This is a genomic window from Microlunatus soli (genome assembly GCF_900105385.1).
Classification (GTDB): Bacteria; Actinomycetota; Actinomycetes; order Propionibacteriales; family Propionibacteriaceae; genus Microlunatus; species Microlunatus soli.
Genome location: NZ_LT629772.1, coordinates 4,521,282 through 4,538,189, shown reverse-complemented (window position 1 = coordinate 4,538,189; position 16,908 = coordinate 4,521,282). Strand labels below are relative to the sequence as shown.

Genomic DNA, 16,908 nt, shown 5'->3' with positions numbered 1-16,908 from the left:
CGATGCACTGACTCGTACGGGATCCGGTCACCCCGCGTCGACCGAGGTCGTCGTGTCCTGACCCTGTGGACCCGGTCGTGATGGAGGTAGCGCGGCCGATGCCAACAGGTTCAGTTTGTCGGCGTCGACGCTGCCCTGATCAGGGTGATAGAGCACCAGCATCTGGCCGTCGGCGCCGGCGACGAGCAGCTTCTCCCGATTCAGTGTGATCCGGCCGACCTGCGGATGGTCGAGGGAGATGGCGGCCGCCTCACGTCCGCGGACGTCCTGCCTGGCCCACAGCTGACCGAACCGTGGGCTGGCGATGGACAGTTCCCCGACGAGTTCGACGAGCCGGGGGTCGTCGGTGTCAGTGCCGACCGAGTGGCGGAAGCCTGCGACCAGTGCCGCCGCGGCCAGTTCCCAGTCGGGTTCGTACAACGCTCGCTCGGCCGGATCGAGGAACACGTCCCGCAGCCGGTTCCCGCCGGCAACCAGCCGCGGCGACAACGCGGTGGCCAACGGGTTGGCCGCCAGCACGTCGAAGTAGCGGCCCTCGACGAAGGCCGGCAGCTGCAGGGCGTCCAGCAGCTTGGCGGTGGTCGGCGGCACGACCTCGGTACGGCGTGGCCGCCGCGGTCGGCGACGGCTCTGGGCTCCGAGCCCGAGCAGGTAGCCGGACGCGTCCTCGTCGAGCTGCAGGACCCGCGCCAACGCCTCGAGGACCTGAGCGGACGGATGCCGGTCGCGGCCCTGCTCCAGCCGGAGGTAGTAGTCGGCACTGACTCCGGCGAGCATCGCGACCTCCTCCCGACGGAGACCCCGAACCCTCCGCGATCCACTGACCGGAAGGCCGAGCTGCTCTGGGGTGACCAGCTCACGGCGGGCGCGCAGGAACTCCCCCAGCTTCGACCCGTCCCGCTGATCATCCGTTCGTCGTGCCATACCGCCACGGTATCCGCTGCGGCTGAGCACTGACTGGTCCTGCCACCCCCAGGAACGCCGCGACCTGTTTGCGGACCGGTACTCGCCGAAGCATGGATCCACGGGCGCATCGGGAATCCGACGAACCGTCATCACAGCACGAAGGGATCCATCCATGACCATTACGTTGATCACCGGTGCCAACAAGGGCATCGGCTACCAGACCGCCCGGCAACTGATCGCCCTCGGCCACACCGTCTACCTCGGTGCCCGCGATGTCGAACGCGGACAGCGGGCGGCGGCCGAGCTGGGCGGCCGGTTCGTCCAGCTCGACGTCACCGACGACGACTCGGTCAGCAGCGCGATCAAGATCATCGACCGGGCCGAGGGCCGTCTCGACGTCTTGATCAACAACGCCGGCATCGCACCGAGCGCACCGTTCGCCGGTGACATCCTGACAGTGCTCGACACCAACGTCGCGGGGGTACTGCGGGTCACCGAGGCCGCCCTGGAGTTGCTGCACCGTTCGGCTGATCCCGTCGTGGTCAACGTGAGCAGCAGCCTGGGCTCGTTCTGGGCCGTACACAACAGTGATCGCCAGGAGTCCCGGGTACTGTCCGGCAGCTACGGCGCATCCAAGGCCGCCGTGACGATGTTGACCGTGCAATATGCGCGCAAAGAGCCGAGTATCCGGTTCAATGCCGTCGAGCCGGGCTACACCGACACCGACCTCACTGCTGACGTACCCGGTGGTCGTTCGGCCGAGGACAGTGCCGCCGTCGTCGTCCGGATGGCCACCGTGGGAGCCGGCGGACCGACCGGAACCCTGCAGGAGGAAGCAGGTCTGCTGGCCTGGTGATCTCGATCACCAGGACTCCCCCGAGCGCCATCCAGGTGTCAGTATCGTGACCATGACCAACGATGTTCCTGGAGTCGGTACAGAAACCGCGCCGCACCCCGGAGGGCAGCAGGCCGTGATCGACAGCGCCCGGCGGGTGCTGGCCGATGATCATCGTGTCCTCGGAGTCTGGCTGTCCGGTAGCTACGGCTCCGGCAGCCAGGACCGGTTCAGTGATGTCGATCTGTGGGTCGTCGTCGAGGACGAAGACCTGCCCGGATTCTGTGACGACTGGCCGGAGATCGCGGAGCGGATCGCGCCGACCGTGTTGTGCAGGCAACTCGGCCAGGCGCCGGTCTTCAACCAGATCTCCGCGGACTGGGTCCGGTTCGACGTCTCGATCGGCACACCCGGCGATGTCGCACGACGGACCCGTTCGACCGTCCGAGCACTGCACGATCCGCACAACCTGAGCGAGCGGCTGGCCGCCCCGGGTCCGGCCCTGCAGCCCGATCCCGACCGGGTCGCGTCGATCACGGTCGAATTCCTGCGGGTGCTCGGCCTGTTGCCGGTGGTGATCGGCCGCGAGGAGTACGTCGTCGGTGTCTCCGGCGTGGAGTTGTTGCGCGGCATGATCATCCAGCTGATGCTGCAGGACGTCGCGGTCGAGGATCGCGGCGGCGCGCTGCACCTGCGGCGCCTGCTGCCGGCCGATCGGCTGCAGATCCTGACCGAACTGCCGGCCACCACGGCCGACCAGGAATCGGTGATCAACGGCAATATCGCCTGCGTCGACCTCTTCTTCCCGTTGGCCCGGGAACTGCACGACCGCTGTGGCATCCCGTGGCCGCAGGAGATGCAGGACGCGGCCCGCCGGCATCTGGCGTCGACGCTCTCCTTCGAGCTGCCGGTCGGCAGTGCGACCGGCGCCGCTCAGTGATCAACACTGAATCCCGGCACCCGGTCCTGCACCACGAAACTGGCGCCGGTGAAGAACGGTGAATCGCGGTCGCTGACCTTGTCCACCACCCGCACGTCGAACCGTGCCCGATCGGCGTTCACGTCGCAGATGTCGTAGCCACAGTGCAGATCCGCCCAGTGCAAGGAGTCGTTCATCCGGCGCCGGACCTGCCGCTTCTCGTTGAGCACCGGGTTGAAATCAGACGCCGTGCTCACCGACGGACTGGTGATGTCGACGCCGATCAGATCCGAGTCGGGATCGAGACTGTCCGAGATCAGATCGGACACGTAGGAACAGTGCACGTCGCCGCCCAACGAGCAGAAGTTACGCACCCGGCCGGCATCGAGATTGGCCGCCACCAGGTCGAACATCCGTTGCTGGGAAGCCTGATAGCCGTCCCAGGTGCCCGGGCTGAAGGTGGTCGGCTGCTCAACGGACGCCGCCGTGTTCAGCCGGGCCATCAGGATCTGCTGGGCGACGAAGTTCCACCGGACCGGGTGACTGCCGAGGCTCTCGGCCAGCCAGCGTTCCTGCTCGGCGCCGAGCACCGTACGACCCGGGTCGCGACGCTCGCCGACGTCCGGCGCCGGCGACGTCTTCGTCTCCGGATCGCGATACTGGCGGGTGTCCAACACGTCGAACTGTGCGGTCCGACCCCAGCCGATCCGCCGGTAGATCCGGGCATCGGATCCCTGCGGGAGTTGCGGCTTGCGCAGCGGCATGTTCTCCCAATAGGCGCGGTACGCCGCCGCCCGCCGATCAAGATCATCACGCGCCAGCGTTTCGTAGTTGTCGGCGACTTCATGATCATCCCAGGTCAGCACCCACGGCATTACGTGGTGCGCGGCCTGCAGGTCGGGATCGAGCTTGTGCAGTCCGTAGCGCAGCCGATACTGCTCCAGGGTCTCCAACATCGGCACGGTCTCCGCCGGGAGGTCGGACGGGATCGGCCGACCGGTCGGCATCTGCTGGATCGCGAACTCGTACACGTAGTCGCCGAGGAAGAACATCGCGTCCAGGTCCTGCTCGGCGGCGTCCCGCATGGCGTGGAAATAGCCGAGTCGGTAATCCATGCAGGAGGCGAATCCGAACCGCAACGGCGGTGTGCTGTCCGGTGCCGGCGCCGTCCGGGTCCGGCCGACCGGGCTGATAAAGGACCGACAGCGGAACCGATACCAGTACGGCCGATCGGGCTGCAGTCCGTCGACATCGACGTGCACCGAATAGCTCTCCGCGGCCGTCGCCCGGGTCGTGCCCCGAGCCGCGATCCGGCGGAAGTGTTCATCGGCCGCCACCTCCCAGCGCACCGTCAGCGATCCGCTGGGATCGAGTCCGCAGCCGACGGCCAGCGGTTCGGGTGCCAGCCTGGTCCAGATCAGCACCGCATGAGGTCGCGGCTCACCCGAGGCGACACCGAGGGTGAACGGGTCGGTCTTCAGCGAGACGTCGGCCCGCGCGTCATGGGACGGCCGAAGAGCGAACGCCAGTCCGGCCGCGCCACCGCCGGCTGCGGCGAGGAACCGGCGACGGGTCACCGGATCGGCGGTGGAGAACGAGGGCAACGTCGCTTTGCTGGTACCGGTCGATGCAGTGGTTGCTCGGCGCACACGACAGAAGGTAGCGATCGCTACTTTCCCTTACCCATAAGGAAAAACGTCCTCGAGGTGAACTCGGGTTGCACTCCTGAGATCGTCACCGGTGATCGTCGACGTATCCGGGGACGCCGTCCTCGACGGTGAAACTCGCACCGGTGCTGACCGGCGAGTCGTCCCGACTGACCTTGTCCACTACGCGGATGTCGAAGCGAATCCGTTCGGCTGTCACGTCGCAGATGTCGTAGCCGCAGTGCAGATCGGCCCATCGCAGGGAGGCGTTCATCCGGCGTCGGACCTGGCGTTTCTCGTTGGCCACCGGATCGAAATCCTGGGCGCTGCTGATCGACGGACTGGTGATGTCGACACCGATCAGCTCCGACTCCGGGTCCAGCGTGTCGGCCATCAGATCGGAGACGTAGGAGCAGTGCACGTCGCCGCCGAGGGAACAGAAGTTGCGGACCTGTTGACGCCGGAGATTCGTCGACACCAGGTCGAACATCCGTTGCTGGGAAGCCTGATAGCCGTCCCAAGTGCCGGGGCTGAACACCGTCGGCTGGTCGTCGGCTGCCGTGTTCAGCCGGGCCATCAGGATCTGCTGGGCGACGAAGTTCCAGCGGACCGGTCGGCGCCCGAAGCTGTCGGCCAGCCAGCGTTCCTGCTCGGCGCCGAGCACCGTGCGGTCCGGGTCGCGGCGCTCGCCCTCGTCCGGCGCCGGCGAGACCGCGGTCTCCGGATCACGGTATTGCCGGGTGTCCAGGACGTCGAACTGTGCGGTCCGCCCCCAGTCGATCCGACGGTACAACCGGGCATCGGATCCCCGCGGACGTTGTGGTCGGCGTAACGGCATGTTCTCCCAGTAGGCCCGGTACGCCGCCGCCCGCCGATCAAGATCATCACGAGCGTCGGTCTCGTAGTCGTTGACGAACTCATGATCATCCCAGGTCAGCACCCAGGGCATCATCCGATGGGCGTTCTGCAGATCGGGATCGAGCTTGTACAGCGCATAGCGCAACCGGTACTGGTCAAGGGTCGCCAGCATCGGCACCACCTCGGCCGGCAGGTCGGCGGCGATCCGGCGGCCGACGGGAAGCTGCTCGATCGGATACTCATAGAGGTAGTCGCCGAGGAAGAACATCACGTCCAGGTCCTGCTCGGCGGCATCCCGCATGGTGTGGAAGTAGCCGGCGCGGTAGTTCATGCAGGAGGCGAACGCGAACCGCAACGCGGGCGCGCTGTCCGGGGCCGGTGCGGTCCTGGTTCGGCCGACCGGGCTGAGGTGGTTCCGGCACCGGAAGCGATACCAGTAGTCCCGTCCGGGTCGCAGGCCGGTGACGTCGACATGCAGCGAGTAGCTCTCCTCCGGACTCGCCGTCGCCGAGCCGCGGGCGACGACAGTGCGGAATCGTTCGTCGGTGGCGACCTCCCACCGAACCTGATAGGAGGACTTCGGGCTGAGGCCGGCGTCGACAGCCAGCGGCTGCGGCGCCAGCCGGGTCCAGATCAGGACGCCGTCGGGACGCGGGTCGCCGGAGGCGACGCCGATCGTGAACGGATCGGCGCGGATCCGGCCGTCGGCGTGGGCCCGGGCGGTCGGACGCAGGGCGAAGGCCAGGCCGGCCGCGCTGCCGCCGGCCGCGGCCAGGAAGCGGCGCCGGGTGACGGGATCTGCTGTGCGGAAGGAGGGCAACGACGACTTGCTCGACCCGGACAGGCGGGTCATTGCTGTGGGCACACCCAGGAAGCTAGTGAAAGCCTTCCGGCCGGTCAGTGCGCATGATCGGTACGTTCGGTGAACTCGTACTGGCCGTTGATCATCAACATCCCGGCCGCAACCGTGGCTCGGCAAACCCTGCGTCAACGGTGGTCGACGGTTGTTGCAGCGCGACGCCGTCCAGGTCCCAGTCGGCCTCGACGGTCACGCCCAGATGCCGCAGCACGGTCGGGGCAAGATCGACGTTGCTGACGGCAGCGGGAGGCGTGAAGCCGAGGTCGGCGTCCAGCCGCGCCATCGCCAGGAAGGACTGCCGCTCCTGCCAGCTGTTGCCACCGTGGCCGCCTTCGTCACGGTGGCCGTGATCGGTGGTGATCACCACCAGCCAGTCCTCGTCGGAAAACGTCGGCCGCCGGCGGACGGCGTCGATCAGTGCGCCGGTCCAGCTGTCCTCCTGCCGGATCGCGTCGCGATACCGCGGTCCGACGCCCTCCAGGTGCGCGGTCTTGTCGGTGCTGGCGAAATAGACGAAGGACAGGGCGTAGTCGCGGTGTCGGAGTTGGTGCCGGGCATCCTCAGCCACCAACGGATCCCGGCCGATCGGCCCGAGCGGATGGGTCCGGACGTCGTGGAAGATCAGCGTCGAGACGCCACCGGCCAGGATCGGCCCGGGCCCCTTGGTCGATCCGAGCATCGCGGCACAGACACAGGCCAGGGTCTGCCGGTCCGGCTGATCGGTCAGCAGCCGCTGCAGCAGATGCGGATAACGGTCGAAGTGATTGGGCATCGGCTCGTTGTCGGTGATGCCGTGTTTGGCCGGCCAGACCCCGGTCAGGTTGGTCGACCATCCCGGCGCGGTCGAGGTCTTGGCCTCGCTCTCCTCCGGCATCGTGGTGCCGATCAGAAATCCCTGCTCGGCAACGGCCGACAGCGTGGGCAACTCCAGCTCGGGCAGCAGATCGTGCCGGACACCGTCCCAGCCGACGATCAGCGCATAAGGGGTAGCAGGTCGGGTGGTCATGATCATCAACTTCCGGGTCAGGCGCGACGGACTCCGCCGCTGAACTGGTCCACGTCGGTGATCAGGTCCGGGACCAGCCTGCGGCCGAGCGCGGAGAAGGAGTCCGGATCGCCGGTGGTCAGGAATCGTCGGCTGGTCTGCCGGGGTGCATCGTGGGCGAGGCCGGCGGTAGCCAGTGTCACGTACAGCTGTTTGGCGCATTCGTCGGCGCTGGACACCAACGTGACCCGGTCCCCGAGCACCATCGAGATCACGCCGGTCAGCAACGGATAGTGGGTGCAGCCGAGAATCAGGGTGTCGATCCCGGCGTCGCGAAGCGGCGTCAGATAGCTCTCGGCGGCCGCGAGCAGCTCCGGCCCGCCGGTCACTCCGGCTTCGACGAACGGTACGAACGCCGGGCAGGCTGCGGTGACGACCTCGACGCCGACGGCGACGCCGAGTGCGTCGTCGTAGGCCATCGAGGTCTTGGTCACTTCGGTGCAGATCACGCCGACCCGGCCGTTCCGGGTTGCGGCTGCTGCTCGCCGAGCGGCCGGCAGCACGACCTCGACCACCGGCAGCCGATAGCGTTCCCGGGCATCCCGCAGGGTCGCCGCACTGCCGGCGTTACAGGCGATCACCAAGGCCTTGACGCCCTGTTCGACCAGATGATCCAGACATTCCAAGGTGTATTCGCGGACGTCGGCGATGGCTTGATCGCCGTACGGTGCCCGCGCGGTGTCGCCGAGATAGATCAGGTCCTCGTTCGGCAGTTGGTCCATCACGGCGCGGGCCACGGTCAGCCCACCGAATCCGGAGTCGAAGATGCCGATCGGCCCTTCGGCGGCACGGGACATCGGTTCGGTCACCTGCCGGAGCCTACCCAAGGCGATCCCGGGAGTTGCAGTGAGCAGCCCACCTGGAGCCGGACCGGTGGCAGCGGACTAAGGTGCGCACCATGGCCCGCCCGCTCCCGACCGAATGGTGGGAGAGGTTCCTGGCGTCCGACCCGGGGCTGACCCGGCTGCGGACGGCGGCTCAGGCCGTCGCCTCGATTGCCGCCGCGATGCTCTGCGAGTGGTTGTTCGTCCGCCTCACCGGTGCCCTCCAGGTCGATCCCGGTCCCGGTCGGTTGACGGCCGAACAGGCTGCCGCGGTCGCCGCGCAGCATCACGCCGCTGTCGTGATGGCGATCATGGTCGGCGCCGTGATCGGGATGATCTCGGCCTTCGCCGGGCCGATGTTCCCGCGCCCGCGGGAGCTGTTGATCAGCCTGCTGCTGATGCCACTGCCGATGATCGCCGGGATGGCGATCGGGCTGGCGCTGGCCCCGTTCCACCTTGCTGCGTTGGCTTCCCTGGTCGTGGTGTTGGCCGCCGGCGGGTATCTGCGTCGGTTCGGTGCGCGCGGCTTCCTGGCCGGACAGCTGCTGTTCATGGGCGACTTCTTCGGCTTCTTCCTGGCCCGGCTGGTCGACATCTCCGACCTCGGCTGGCTGATCGGCATCATCGCCGTCGGCTCCGCGGTGGCGATCGCCGCCCAGTTCACGCTGTTCTATCCCAGTCGACGGCTCGCGCTGCGCCGGATGCGTCGCTCGTTCGCCGTCCGCTCCGGCCGGTTGGCTGCTGCCGCGCTCACCGTTGTCGATCACCCCGATGATCGGACGGAGGCCCGACGGTTGCACGGGCTGCTGATCCGGCTCAACGAGACCGCCCTGATGATCGATGCCCAACTCGCCGATCCCGCGGCGCTGCCACACGGGGCAACGGCCGCGGCCCTGCACCAGCGGGTATTCGACGCCGAACTGAGCCTGACCAATATCGCCCGTTTCGCCGAACGCCTGGCCGGGCTCGAACTGCCCGCAGACCTGTTGCGGCCGGTGCGCGGGGTGCTGCTCGCCGTCGGTGATCATGATCCGGCGGCAGCGGAGGTGGCCGCCGAGGAGATCCGCCGGCAACTGCAGTCCGAGCGGCCGGCCGATCGTGACTCCCCCACCGAGCGGGCGCACCGGACACCGTTGCCGCGGACGACCCAGATCCTGCTGCACCGGTTCTGCACCTCCACCACCGGCTACGCGGCCGTGCTGCGGTCGATCCGCTCCGAACCGAATCCGTCCTTCCTGCCTGACGAGGGCGCGTTCGATCCGGCCGTGACCCTGAGTGGCGGCTGGTTGCCCGGCTCCCGCGACGTCAGTGCCACCGCATCGACCGAACGCGGCAACCGCTGGATCGATCGGGTCCGATTGGAGCCGTACGCACGGGTGTCGATCCAGATGGCGGTTGCGGTGACCGCGGCGATCGTCGTCGGCAGTCTGGTGTCGCCGCAACGGTTCTACTGGGCGGTGATCGCGGCGTTCGTCACCTTCCTCGGCGCGCACAACGCGACCGAACAGATCCGGAAATCCGTGCTGCGGGTGGTCGGCACGGTGATCGGGGTCTTCGTCGGTGCGGTGATGGGACACCTGTTGGCCGACCACACCCGGATCTCGGTGTTGGTCGTGCTGGTGGCACTGTTCTTCGGGCTGTACCTGCTCCGGGTCAGTTACGCCTTCATGACCATCGGCATCACGGTGATGATGTCGCAGCTGTATGTGCAGTTGAACGAGTTCTCCGACAGCCTGCTGCTGGAGCGACTGGCCGAGACCGCGGTCGGCGCCGGGGTGACGGCGCTCACCGTTGCCTTCGTGCTGCCGATCCGGATCGGGCACGTGGTCGCGGTGGCCACCCGGGAACACCTCACCGCACTGCTGGAGGTCGTTGATCTTGCCGTCGGGCAGTTGTGCTCACCGGACAATGACCGTGAGCTGCGGGCCGCGGCGCGGCGGTTGGACGTCGCCTACCAGGCCTTGGAATCGGCCACCTCGCCGAGTCGCAGCCGACTGCGACTCCCGGGCGCCTCGGGCGGCGGATTGCGGGACAAGTTCTGGTACGCGGCCACGGCGTCGCGCTACTACGCGCGCAACCTGGTGGTCGACACCCGCTCCAGTACGCCTCTGCCCGAGCAGGCCGGTGCGGACCTGGCGACAGCGGCCAAACTGCTGTCCACCTCTGCCGGTGAGATCATCGAAGCGTTGCAGCAGGGCCGAGAGGTCGAACAGCGGAGCTACCTGCGTTCTGCCTCGCTGTTCGACCGGGTGGCCACCGCACTCGATGATCAGGACGTGACGACGCCGCGGCAACTGGCGCTGCGTGATCTCGAGCTGATCGACGGCGCGCTGGCCAGCATCGCCGGCTCGTTGCGGATGCAGGTCCGCGGTCTGGACGAGGGGCCGGAATGACCCCGCCGATCATGAGATCAGGTGCACGACCGCGAACAGCAGCGGAACCGGCAGCGCGACCAGCGCGGCGGCCAGCACGTGCAGCCGGGGCCGCTCGGCGAGCACCGCGACGAATTCCCTGATCATCGCGCTCGGCCAGTAGTAGCCGGCGGTCGGTGCGCCGGTGGCCTGGGCCGGGATGCCGAGTTTGCGTGCCAGGATGGCGGCGCGCATCACGTGGTAGTTGCTGGTCACGATCAGCCCCGGAGATGTCGTCGGCTGCTCGGCCCGGCGGGTCGGATCGGTCGGTTCGAGATCAGCGTCGACACCACCGGACGGCAACAGCTCACGGCTGAACCGCAGATTCTGTTCGGTGTTGCGGGACCTGGCCTCCTGCCGGACGGCGTCGGGATCGGCCCCGTTGCCCAGCGCCCACTCGGCCATCGCCTCGGCTTCTGGCCGGATCTCGTCCTCCCCCTGACCGCCGGACATGATCAACAGCGAGGCTCCGCGTCGTCGATACTGCTCGATCCCGGTCCGGATCCTGGATGCCAGCAGTGGCGTCACCCGGCCGTCCCGGCCGAGCCCGGATCCGAGCACCACGATCCATTCGGCCGGCCGGTCCCGGATCAACCTCGGGTAGAGCAGCGCATATCCGGCGAAGGCCACGAACTGGAAGCCGAGATAGGTCGCGATCAGCAGCACCGCCACCAGCGCCAGGATCAACCAGACGCTGCGGGTCAGGAGCACCGGAATGATGATCACCAGCAGTGCGAGCAGACCGACGCCGGCGATCAGGGACAACAGGTTGCCCAGCGATCGACTCTCCCGGCGCAACATCACCGCACCGTTCAAGATCAGGAAGACGGTCAGCACCAACACCAGCAACGGTCCGGTGAGCATCACCATCCCGAGCAGCCAGACCACCAGGCCGGCCCCGGGCAGCCCGAGTCCGGCGAAGGTCTGCACCAGCAGCAGGATCGCGGCCAGCAACCAGTAGGCGTTGGACCAGCGGCGCGGCTCGGTCCGGATCCGGCGCACGGCCATCCAGCAGACGCCGAACGCGATCGCCACCGGGACGATGATCACCAGCGCGGTCAGCAACCCGGTCAGCACGCCGATCGAACCTTCCTGTCAGCTGGTGGGAATCGCCCCCGGATCTCCACCCTGCACGATTTCCTTGATCGGGTCGATACCGGAGTCCCACAGATTGGCATGCATCCCGGCGACCACCCGCCCGTCGAGCACCCAGTATGCGGCGAAGGCACGGCCGGCCACATCACCGCGCAGTTCGACCTTCGGTGAGCTGCCCTGCGGCAGGTAGCCGATGTACTCCATCCCCAGGTCGTACTGATCACTGAAGAAGAACGGCAGGAAGTCGACCGTGGCGTCCTGACCGAGCATCGCCCGGGCCGCCACCGGACCGCAGTCGTTGGCCCAGGCCCAGTGCTCCACCCGGACCCGACCGAGCCGTTCATGATCAACCGCCGCGATGTCGCCGACGGCGTAGATGTCCGACTCGGAGGTGCGCAGCGACCCGTCGGTGAGCACACCGCCGTCGACCCGGAGCCCGGCGTCCTCGGCCAACTGCAGCCGCGGTGCGGCGCCGACGCCGAGGACCACCGTTGCCGCCGGATAGCTGTCGGTCTCGGTGCGCACCGCGGACACCACACCGTCGGTGACGTCGAACCCGGCCACCTTCGCGCCGGTGACCAGGGTGACGCCGTGCTCACGATGCAGGCCGGCGAACACCTCGGCGACCTCCCGTCCGAGGACACCGAGCAGCGGGAGCTCGGCTGCCTCCAGCACGGTCACCTCGACATTGCGCTGACGGGCCGCGGACGCCACTTCGAGCCCGATCCAGCCGCCGCCGATGATCACCAGCGGGCCGCCGTCGTCGATCGCGGCGTTGATCTTCTTGGCGTCCTCCACGTTCCGGAGGGTGAGCACGTTGGGGGCGTCGGCGCCATCCAGCGGCAACCGTCGCGGCTCCGAACCGGTGGCCAGCAGCAGCTTGCTGTAGGACACCGTTCGGCCGGCCGCCGTGGTCAGCCGATGCTCCGCCGGCTCCAGACCGACGGCCGGATCGCCGAGCAGCACCTCGACCTTGTTGTCGTCGTACCACTGCTGATCATGGGCGAACGCCGAGTCCAGCTCTTCCGATCCCAGCAGGTAGCCCTTGGACAGCACCGGACGCTCATAGGGCAACTCGGACTCGGCTGCGACCAGCGTCAGCGGACCGTCGTATCCCTGGCTGCGGAATTCCTCGATCGCCCGGACGGCGGCGAGTCCGCCACCGACGACGACGATCCCGGTCTCTGTGTTGGCATCCATTCCAAGATCATCACCCGTAGCGGTTGTCCGCGCAAGGGTCGGACGGACTACGGGCGCCGCCGGGCTCAGGCCCAGACCTGGGTGTCCAGATGCTCCTCGACCTCGTCCAGGCTTGCCGCGTAGGCCCCGGTGGACAGGTATTTCCAGCCGCCGTCGGCGATCACCAACACGATGTCGGCGGATTCACCGGCGCGCTGGGCCTTGGCCGCCTGCGCCAACGCGGCGTGCACGATCGCACCGGTGGACAGTCCGGCGAAGATCCCTTCGCGTTCGAGGAGCTCCCGCACCCGGCGGACCGCGTCACGGGAACCGACCGAGAAGCGGGAGCTGATCAACGAAGCGTCGTACAGCTCGGGGACGAAGCCCTCATCGAGGTTGCGCAACCCGTAGACCAGTTCTCCGTACCGCGGTTCGGCGGCGATGATCTTGACGTCGGGCTTCTGCTCGGACAGGAAGCGGCCGATCCCCATCAGGGTGCCGGTGGTGCCGAGGCCCGCGACCACGTGGGTGACCTCGGGCAGGTCGGCCAGGATCTCCGGTCCGGTGCCGGCGTAGTGCGCCTCGGCGTTGGCCGGATTGCCGTACTGATAGAGCATCACCCAGTCCGGGTGTTCCTCGCTGAGTTGTTTGGCGACCCGGACGGCCTCGTTCGATCCGCCGGCGGCGGGCGACGAGACGACCTCGGCGCCCCACATCGCCAGCAGCTCACGGCGCTCGGAGCTGGTGTTCTCCGGCATCACACAGATCAGCCGATAGCCGGACAGCTTCGCCGCCATCGCCAACGAGATGCCGGTGTTGCCGCTGGTCGGTTCCAGGATCGTCGAGCCCGGCTTGAGTCGTCCCTCGGCCTCGGCAGCGGCGATCATCCGCAGCGCCGCCCGATCCTTGATCGACCCGGTGGGATTGCGGTCCTCGAGCTTGGCCCAGAGCCGGACGGTTTTGCTCGGCGACAGCCTCGGCAGCCCGACCAGCGGCGTGTTTCCGACCGAGTCGGCGAGCGAGTCGTATCGGGTCATCGGGTCAGCGGCTCACCGGGTCAGCGAGCGCCACCGGCAACTGCCGGCAGCACCACGACCACGTCGTTCTCGGTCACCGGTGCGGCCAGCCCGCCACTGAAACGGACGTCCTCGTCGTTGACGTAGACGTTGACGAAGCGCCGCAGCGCGTCGGCCTCGACCAGACGGTCCTTCAAACCCGGATGGCGGGTCTCGACGTCGTCGATCACCTCGGCCAGCGTGCTTCCGGAGCCGGACACCGTCTTCTCGCCATCGGTGTAGGTCCGCAGGATCGTCGGGACCTTGACTTCGACCGCCATCTGCTCACTCCTGGTTGGTTTACACGGTACTTCTGCTACGAAACAGTTCTCAGTCAGCCAACGACAACCGTCGGCGGACTATTCCGACCCGGCTCAGGACTCGAGATACTCGATGTCCTCCTCGGTCACGTCGCCGTCCAGGATCCGGTAGGACCGCACCGACACCGGGCCGTCGCCGCTGCCGCTCTCGGCGGTGGACACCAGCACGTAGTGGGCCTGGGGCTCGGCGGCGTAGGAGATGTCGGTCCGGGACGGGTAGGCCTCGGTCGCGGTGTGGCTGTGGTAGACCACGACGATCTCCTCGTCGGCGGCGTCGAGTTCCTTGGCCAGCTTCAGCTGCTCCAACGGGTCGAACCGGAAGAAGGTCGGTGAACGGTCCGCGTTGATCATCGGGATCAGCCGGGTCGGCCGGTCCGAACCTTCCGGACCGACCGCGACGCCACAGGCCTCGTCGGGATGATCGGCGCGGGCATGGGCGATCATCTCGTCCACCTGGGCACGCGGGATCCTCAACACACCCGCGAGCCTAGGCAGCCCCGGATCACGGCCCGCCCGCCGCTCGCACTGTGAGACCGGTAGCGTCGCCTCGGTGACTTCACCGTACGGCGATGACGCCGCAGCCGCCTTCCCGCAGCAGGCCGAATGGATCGCAGCCCCCACCCCGACGAACCGGGCCGACCGTTTCCGGGCACCGATCCTGACCCGGGCGATCGCCGTCGACGGCGACGTACAGCAAGCGACGTTGACGGTCTGTGGACTGGGCCTGCAGCACGTCACGCTCGACGGCGAGCCGGTCAACGATCACCGACTGGATCCTCCGTTCACCGACTTCGATCATCGGGTGCTGTACGTCAGCTCCGATGTGACCAGCCGGCTGACCGCCGGTGACCACGAATTGTCGATCATGCTCGGCCGGGGCTTCTTCGCGTTGCCGACCGAGAACGTCTGGCACTGGCACCGGGCGCCGTGGACCGGCGAGTTGCGGGCGATCGCCGAGCTGGAGGTGCACTACACCGATGGTCGGACCGTGATCGTCGGCACCGACCGGGACTGGACCGCCACCCGCAGCCGGATCGGCTACGACTGCTACTACGCCGGCGAGTCCTACGACGCGACGCTGGCGATCCCCGATCCGGTGCCGGTGGTCGGTGCCGAGGCTCCGCGCGGCCGATTGCAGCCGACCGATCACGAACCGATCCGGGTGACCTGGCAGGGCAAGCCGACCTGGCAGCAGGTCGGCGAGTCCTGGGTCGCCGACTTCGGCCGGACCATCGCCGGTTGGGTCGGGCTGCGCTCTGCCCAGCGGGCCGGCGCCGAGGTCAGGATCAGCTACGCCGAGAAGCTGACCGACGACGGTCGCTGCGCCCCGGTCAACGAGCACGTCACCGGCGATCGGTTCCAGGTGGACAGCTACATCGGGGACGGAACGGCCGACCAGCAGTGGGAGCCGTTGTTCAGCTACAAGGGCTACCGGTACGTCCAGCTCGACGGGCTCAGTCATCCGCCGACCGACGAGACCCTGATCGGCTACGCGGCACACAACGACGTCACCCGGGTCGGGAACTTCTCCTCCGATGTCCCACTGTTCGAGACCTTCGTCGACGCGATGGCGCGGACGATCGAGAACAACCTGCACCACATCCCCACCGACACACCGATGTATGAGAAGAACGGGTGGACCGGGGACGCCCAGGTCGGTGCGGTCAGCATGATGAGCCTGTTCGATCTCCGTGGTTTCCTGATCAAATGGCTCGGCGACCTGCGGGACGCACAGCGGCCCGACGGCTGGCTGCCGGTGATCGTGCCGTCCGCAGGATGGGGATTCACCGATCTCGCGCCGTCGCCGGAGTGGACGACGGTCTACCCGCACCTGCTCCGCGAGGTGTACCGCCGCTACGGCGATCGTGAGTTGGTCGTCGATCATTGGCCCTCGGTGCTGCGCTACCTGGACTGGGAGTTGAGCAAGCTGGTCGACGGCTGCGCGGTGTCGGCGCTCGGTGACTATCTGCAGCCCGGCACCAACGGTCTGGGGCCCGACGACTCGGGCGTGACGGCGTCGTCGTTGTTGATCAGGGCCCTGCGGGACACCGCCGAACTGGCCGGGGTGATCGGCGAAGGCGATGATCAACAGCGGCTGCTGCAGGCGGCGGCGTCGCTGGCCGAGGCGATGAACGCCCGGTATCTCGACCGGGACCGCGGACGATATGAGGTCGGGCCGGTCTACAGCCAGACCTCCAATGCGGTGCCGCTCGCCCTCGGCCTGGTGCCGGCCGATCAGGAGGCTGCCGTGGTGGCCAACCTGGTCGCCGACATCGAGGACCGCGATGATCATCTGCATGTCGGCTGCATCGGCGCCAACCTGGTGCTCCGGGCGCTGACCGAACACGGCCACGGCGAGCTCGCCGTCCGGGTGGCACGGCAGACCAGCTATCCCAGCTGGGGCTACTGGTTCGCCGAGGGCGCGGACACGATGTGGGAGATGTGGGAGACCACCGCCCGGTCGCGTGATCACTACTTCCACGGCACCGTTGTGCAGTGGCTGTTCGAGGATGTCGCCGGGCTGCGCTGTGGTGATCATGGCTGGCAGACCATGACGGTCCGACCGCAACCGGTCGGCGGCCTGTCGCACGCGGCCTACGGGATCGACACCGTACGAGGTCGGGCGGCGGTCGACTGGCGGCGCGACGGTGACACCTTCGACCTGTCCGTCGACGTGCCGCCGGGCTGCACGGCCGCCGTGTCCGTACCCGGTCGGGACGTGACGGTCACCGCCGGTTCGGCGACCGAATCCGCCGACGCCACGTTGACTGTCGGAGCGGGCCACGCGGAGTTCCGTTCGACGTTGCCCTGACTCCGGCACCAGCCCCCAACGCCGCTGACCCGTCAGTTCCTCCCCGACATGCCGGGCGTGTCGGGGAGGAACTGACGGGTCGGCGGGGTGTTGCGGCCTGGAAACTGGCTCCCGCCATCGGTTGCATAGCGTCCCCATACTCTC

At 68.0% G+C, this 16,908-nt stretch carries 14 protein-coding genes; 4 read left to right on the top strand and 10 right to left on the bottom strand.

Going from position 1 to position 16,908, the window contains the following annotated elements:
* Positions 1–27: 27 nt before the first annotated feature.
* The gene (locus BLU38_RS20700; protein ID WP_091527316.1) at positions 28–924 is read right to left on the bottom strand and encodes a helix-turn-helix domain-containing protein; all 897 of its coding nucleotides are present in this window, start codon (positions 922–924) and stop codon (positions 28–30) included.
* 154 nt (positions 925–1,078) lie between these two features.
* Between BLU38_RS20700 and BLU38_RS20695 the strand changes: the two genes are divergently transcribed.
* Both BLU38_RS20695 and BLU38_RS20690 read left to right on the top strand, forming a co-directional pair.
* The gene (locus BLU38_RS20695; RefSeq protein ID WP_091527315.1) at positions 1,079–1,762 is read left to right on the top strand and encodes an SDR family NAD(P)-dependent oxidoreductase; all 684 of its coding nucleotides are present in this window, start codon (positions 1,079–1,081) and stop codon (positions 1,760–1,762) included.
* Positions 1,763–1,814: 52 nt separating this feature from the next.
* The gene (locus BLU38_RS20690; protein WP_157683592.1) at positions 1,815–2,681 is read left to right on the top strand and encodes a nucleotidyltransferase domain-containing protein; all 867 of its coding nucleotides are present in this window, start codon (positions 1,815–1,817) and stop codon (positions 2,679–2,681) included.
* Here the strand turns inward: BLU38_RS20690 and BLU38_RS20685 are convergent.
* The 4 genes from BLU38_RS20685 to murI form a co-directional block, all read right to left on the bottom strand.
* A complete protein-coding gene (locus BLU38_RS20685; RefSeq protein ID WP_091527313.1) occupies positions 2,675–4,309 on the bottom strand; it encodes an alkaline phosphatase D family protein in 1,635 nt (544 codons plus the stop codon). The two genes, BLU38_RS20690 and BLU38_RS20685, sit on opposite strands and share 7 nt — an antisense overlap.
* Positions 4,310–4,394: 85 nt before the next feature.
* A complete protein-coding gene (locus BLU38_RS20680; RefSeq protein WP_197679801.1) occupies positions 4,395–6,029 on the bottom strand; it encodes an alkaline phosphatase D family protein in 1,635 nt (544 codons plus the stop codon).
* Between the two features lie 82 nt (positions 6,030–6,111).
* Positions 6,112–7,029: an alkaline phosphatase family protein gene (locus BLU38_RS20675; protein WP_172836193.1), complete on the bottom strand. Its 918-nt coding sequence runs from the start codon at positions 7,027–7,029 to the stop codon at positions 6,112–6,114.
* A 17-nt stretch (positions 7,030–7,046) separates the two neighbouring features.
* Complete coding sequence (gene murI, locus BLU38_RS20670) at positions 7,047–7,877, bottom strand: glutamate racemase (protein ID WP_407939613.1); 831 nt, start codon at positions 7,875–7,877, stop codon at positions 7,047–7,049.
* 89 nt (positions 7,878–7,966) lie between these two features.
* On the opposite strand from murI, the gene BLU38_RS20665 reads away from it, so the two are divergent.
* Positions 7,967–10,285: an FUSC family protein gene (locus tag BLU38_RS20665; protein WP_091527310.1), complete on the top strand. Its 2,319-nt coding sequence runs from the start codon at positions 7,967–7,969 to the stop codon at positions 10,283–10,285.
* Positions 10,286–10,294: 9 nt separating this feature from the next.
* Here BLU38_RS20665 and BLU38_RS20660 read toward each other — a convergent pair whose 3' ends face one another.
* The 5 genes from BLU38_RS20660 to BLU38_RS20640 all read right to left on the bottom strand — a co-directional run bounded on the left by BLU38_RS20660 (position 10,295) and on the right by BLU38_RS20640 (position 14,429).
* Positions 10,295–11,380: a YdcF family protein gene (locus tag BLU38_RS20660; protein WP_091527309.1), complete on the bottom strand. Its 1,086-nt coding sequence runs from the start codon at positions 11,378–11,380 to the stop codon at positions 10,295–10,297.
* An 18-nt stretch (positions 11,381–11,398) separates the two neighbouring features.
* The gene (locus BLU38_RS20655; protein ID WP_091527308.1) at positions 11,399–12,598 is read right to left on the bottom strand and encodes an NAD(P)/FAD-dependent oxidoreductase; all 1,200 of its coding nucleotides are present in this window, start codon (positions 12,596–12,598) and stop codon (positions 11,399–11,401) included.
* Between the two features lie 65 nt (positions 12,599–12,663).
* Entirely contained in the window at positions 12,664–13,614 is a 951-nt protein-coding gene (locus tag BLU38_RS20650; RefSeq protein ID WP_091527307.1) for a PLP-dependent cysteine synthase family protein, read from the bottom strand.
* Between the two features lie 20 nt (positions 13,615–13,634).
* Entirely contained in the window at positions 13,635–13,913 is a 279-nt protein-coding gene (locus BLU38_RS20645; protein WP_091527306.1) for a MoaD/ThiS family protein, read from the bottom strand.
* Positions 13,914–14,006: 93 nt separating this feature from the next.
* Positions 14,007–14,429 carry a Mov34/MPN/PAD-1 family protein gene (locus tag BLU38_RS20640; RefSeq protein WP_091527305.1) on the bottom strand — a complete coding sequence of 141 codons (423 nt, stop codon included), beginning with the start codon at positions 14,427–14,429 and terminating at the stop codon, positions 14,007–14,009.
* A gap of 73 nt (positions 14,430–14,502) precedes the next feature.
* Between BLU38_RS20640 and BLU38_RS20635 the strand changes: the two genes are divergently transcribed.
* Complete coding sequence (locus BLU38_RS20635; RefSeq protein ID WP_091527304.1) at positions 14,503–16,764, top strand: alpha-L-rhamnosidase; 2,262 nt, start codon at positions 14,503–14,505, stop codon at positions 16,762–16,764.
* The last annotated feature ends 144 nt before the right edge of the window (positions 16,765–16,908 follow it).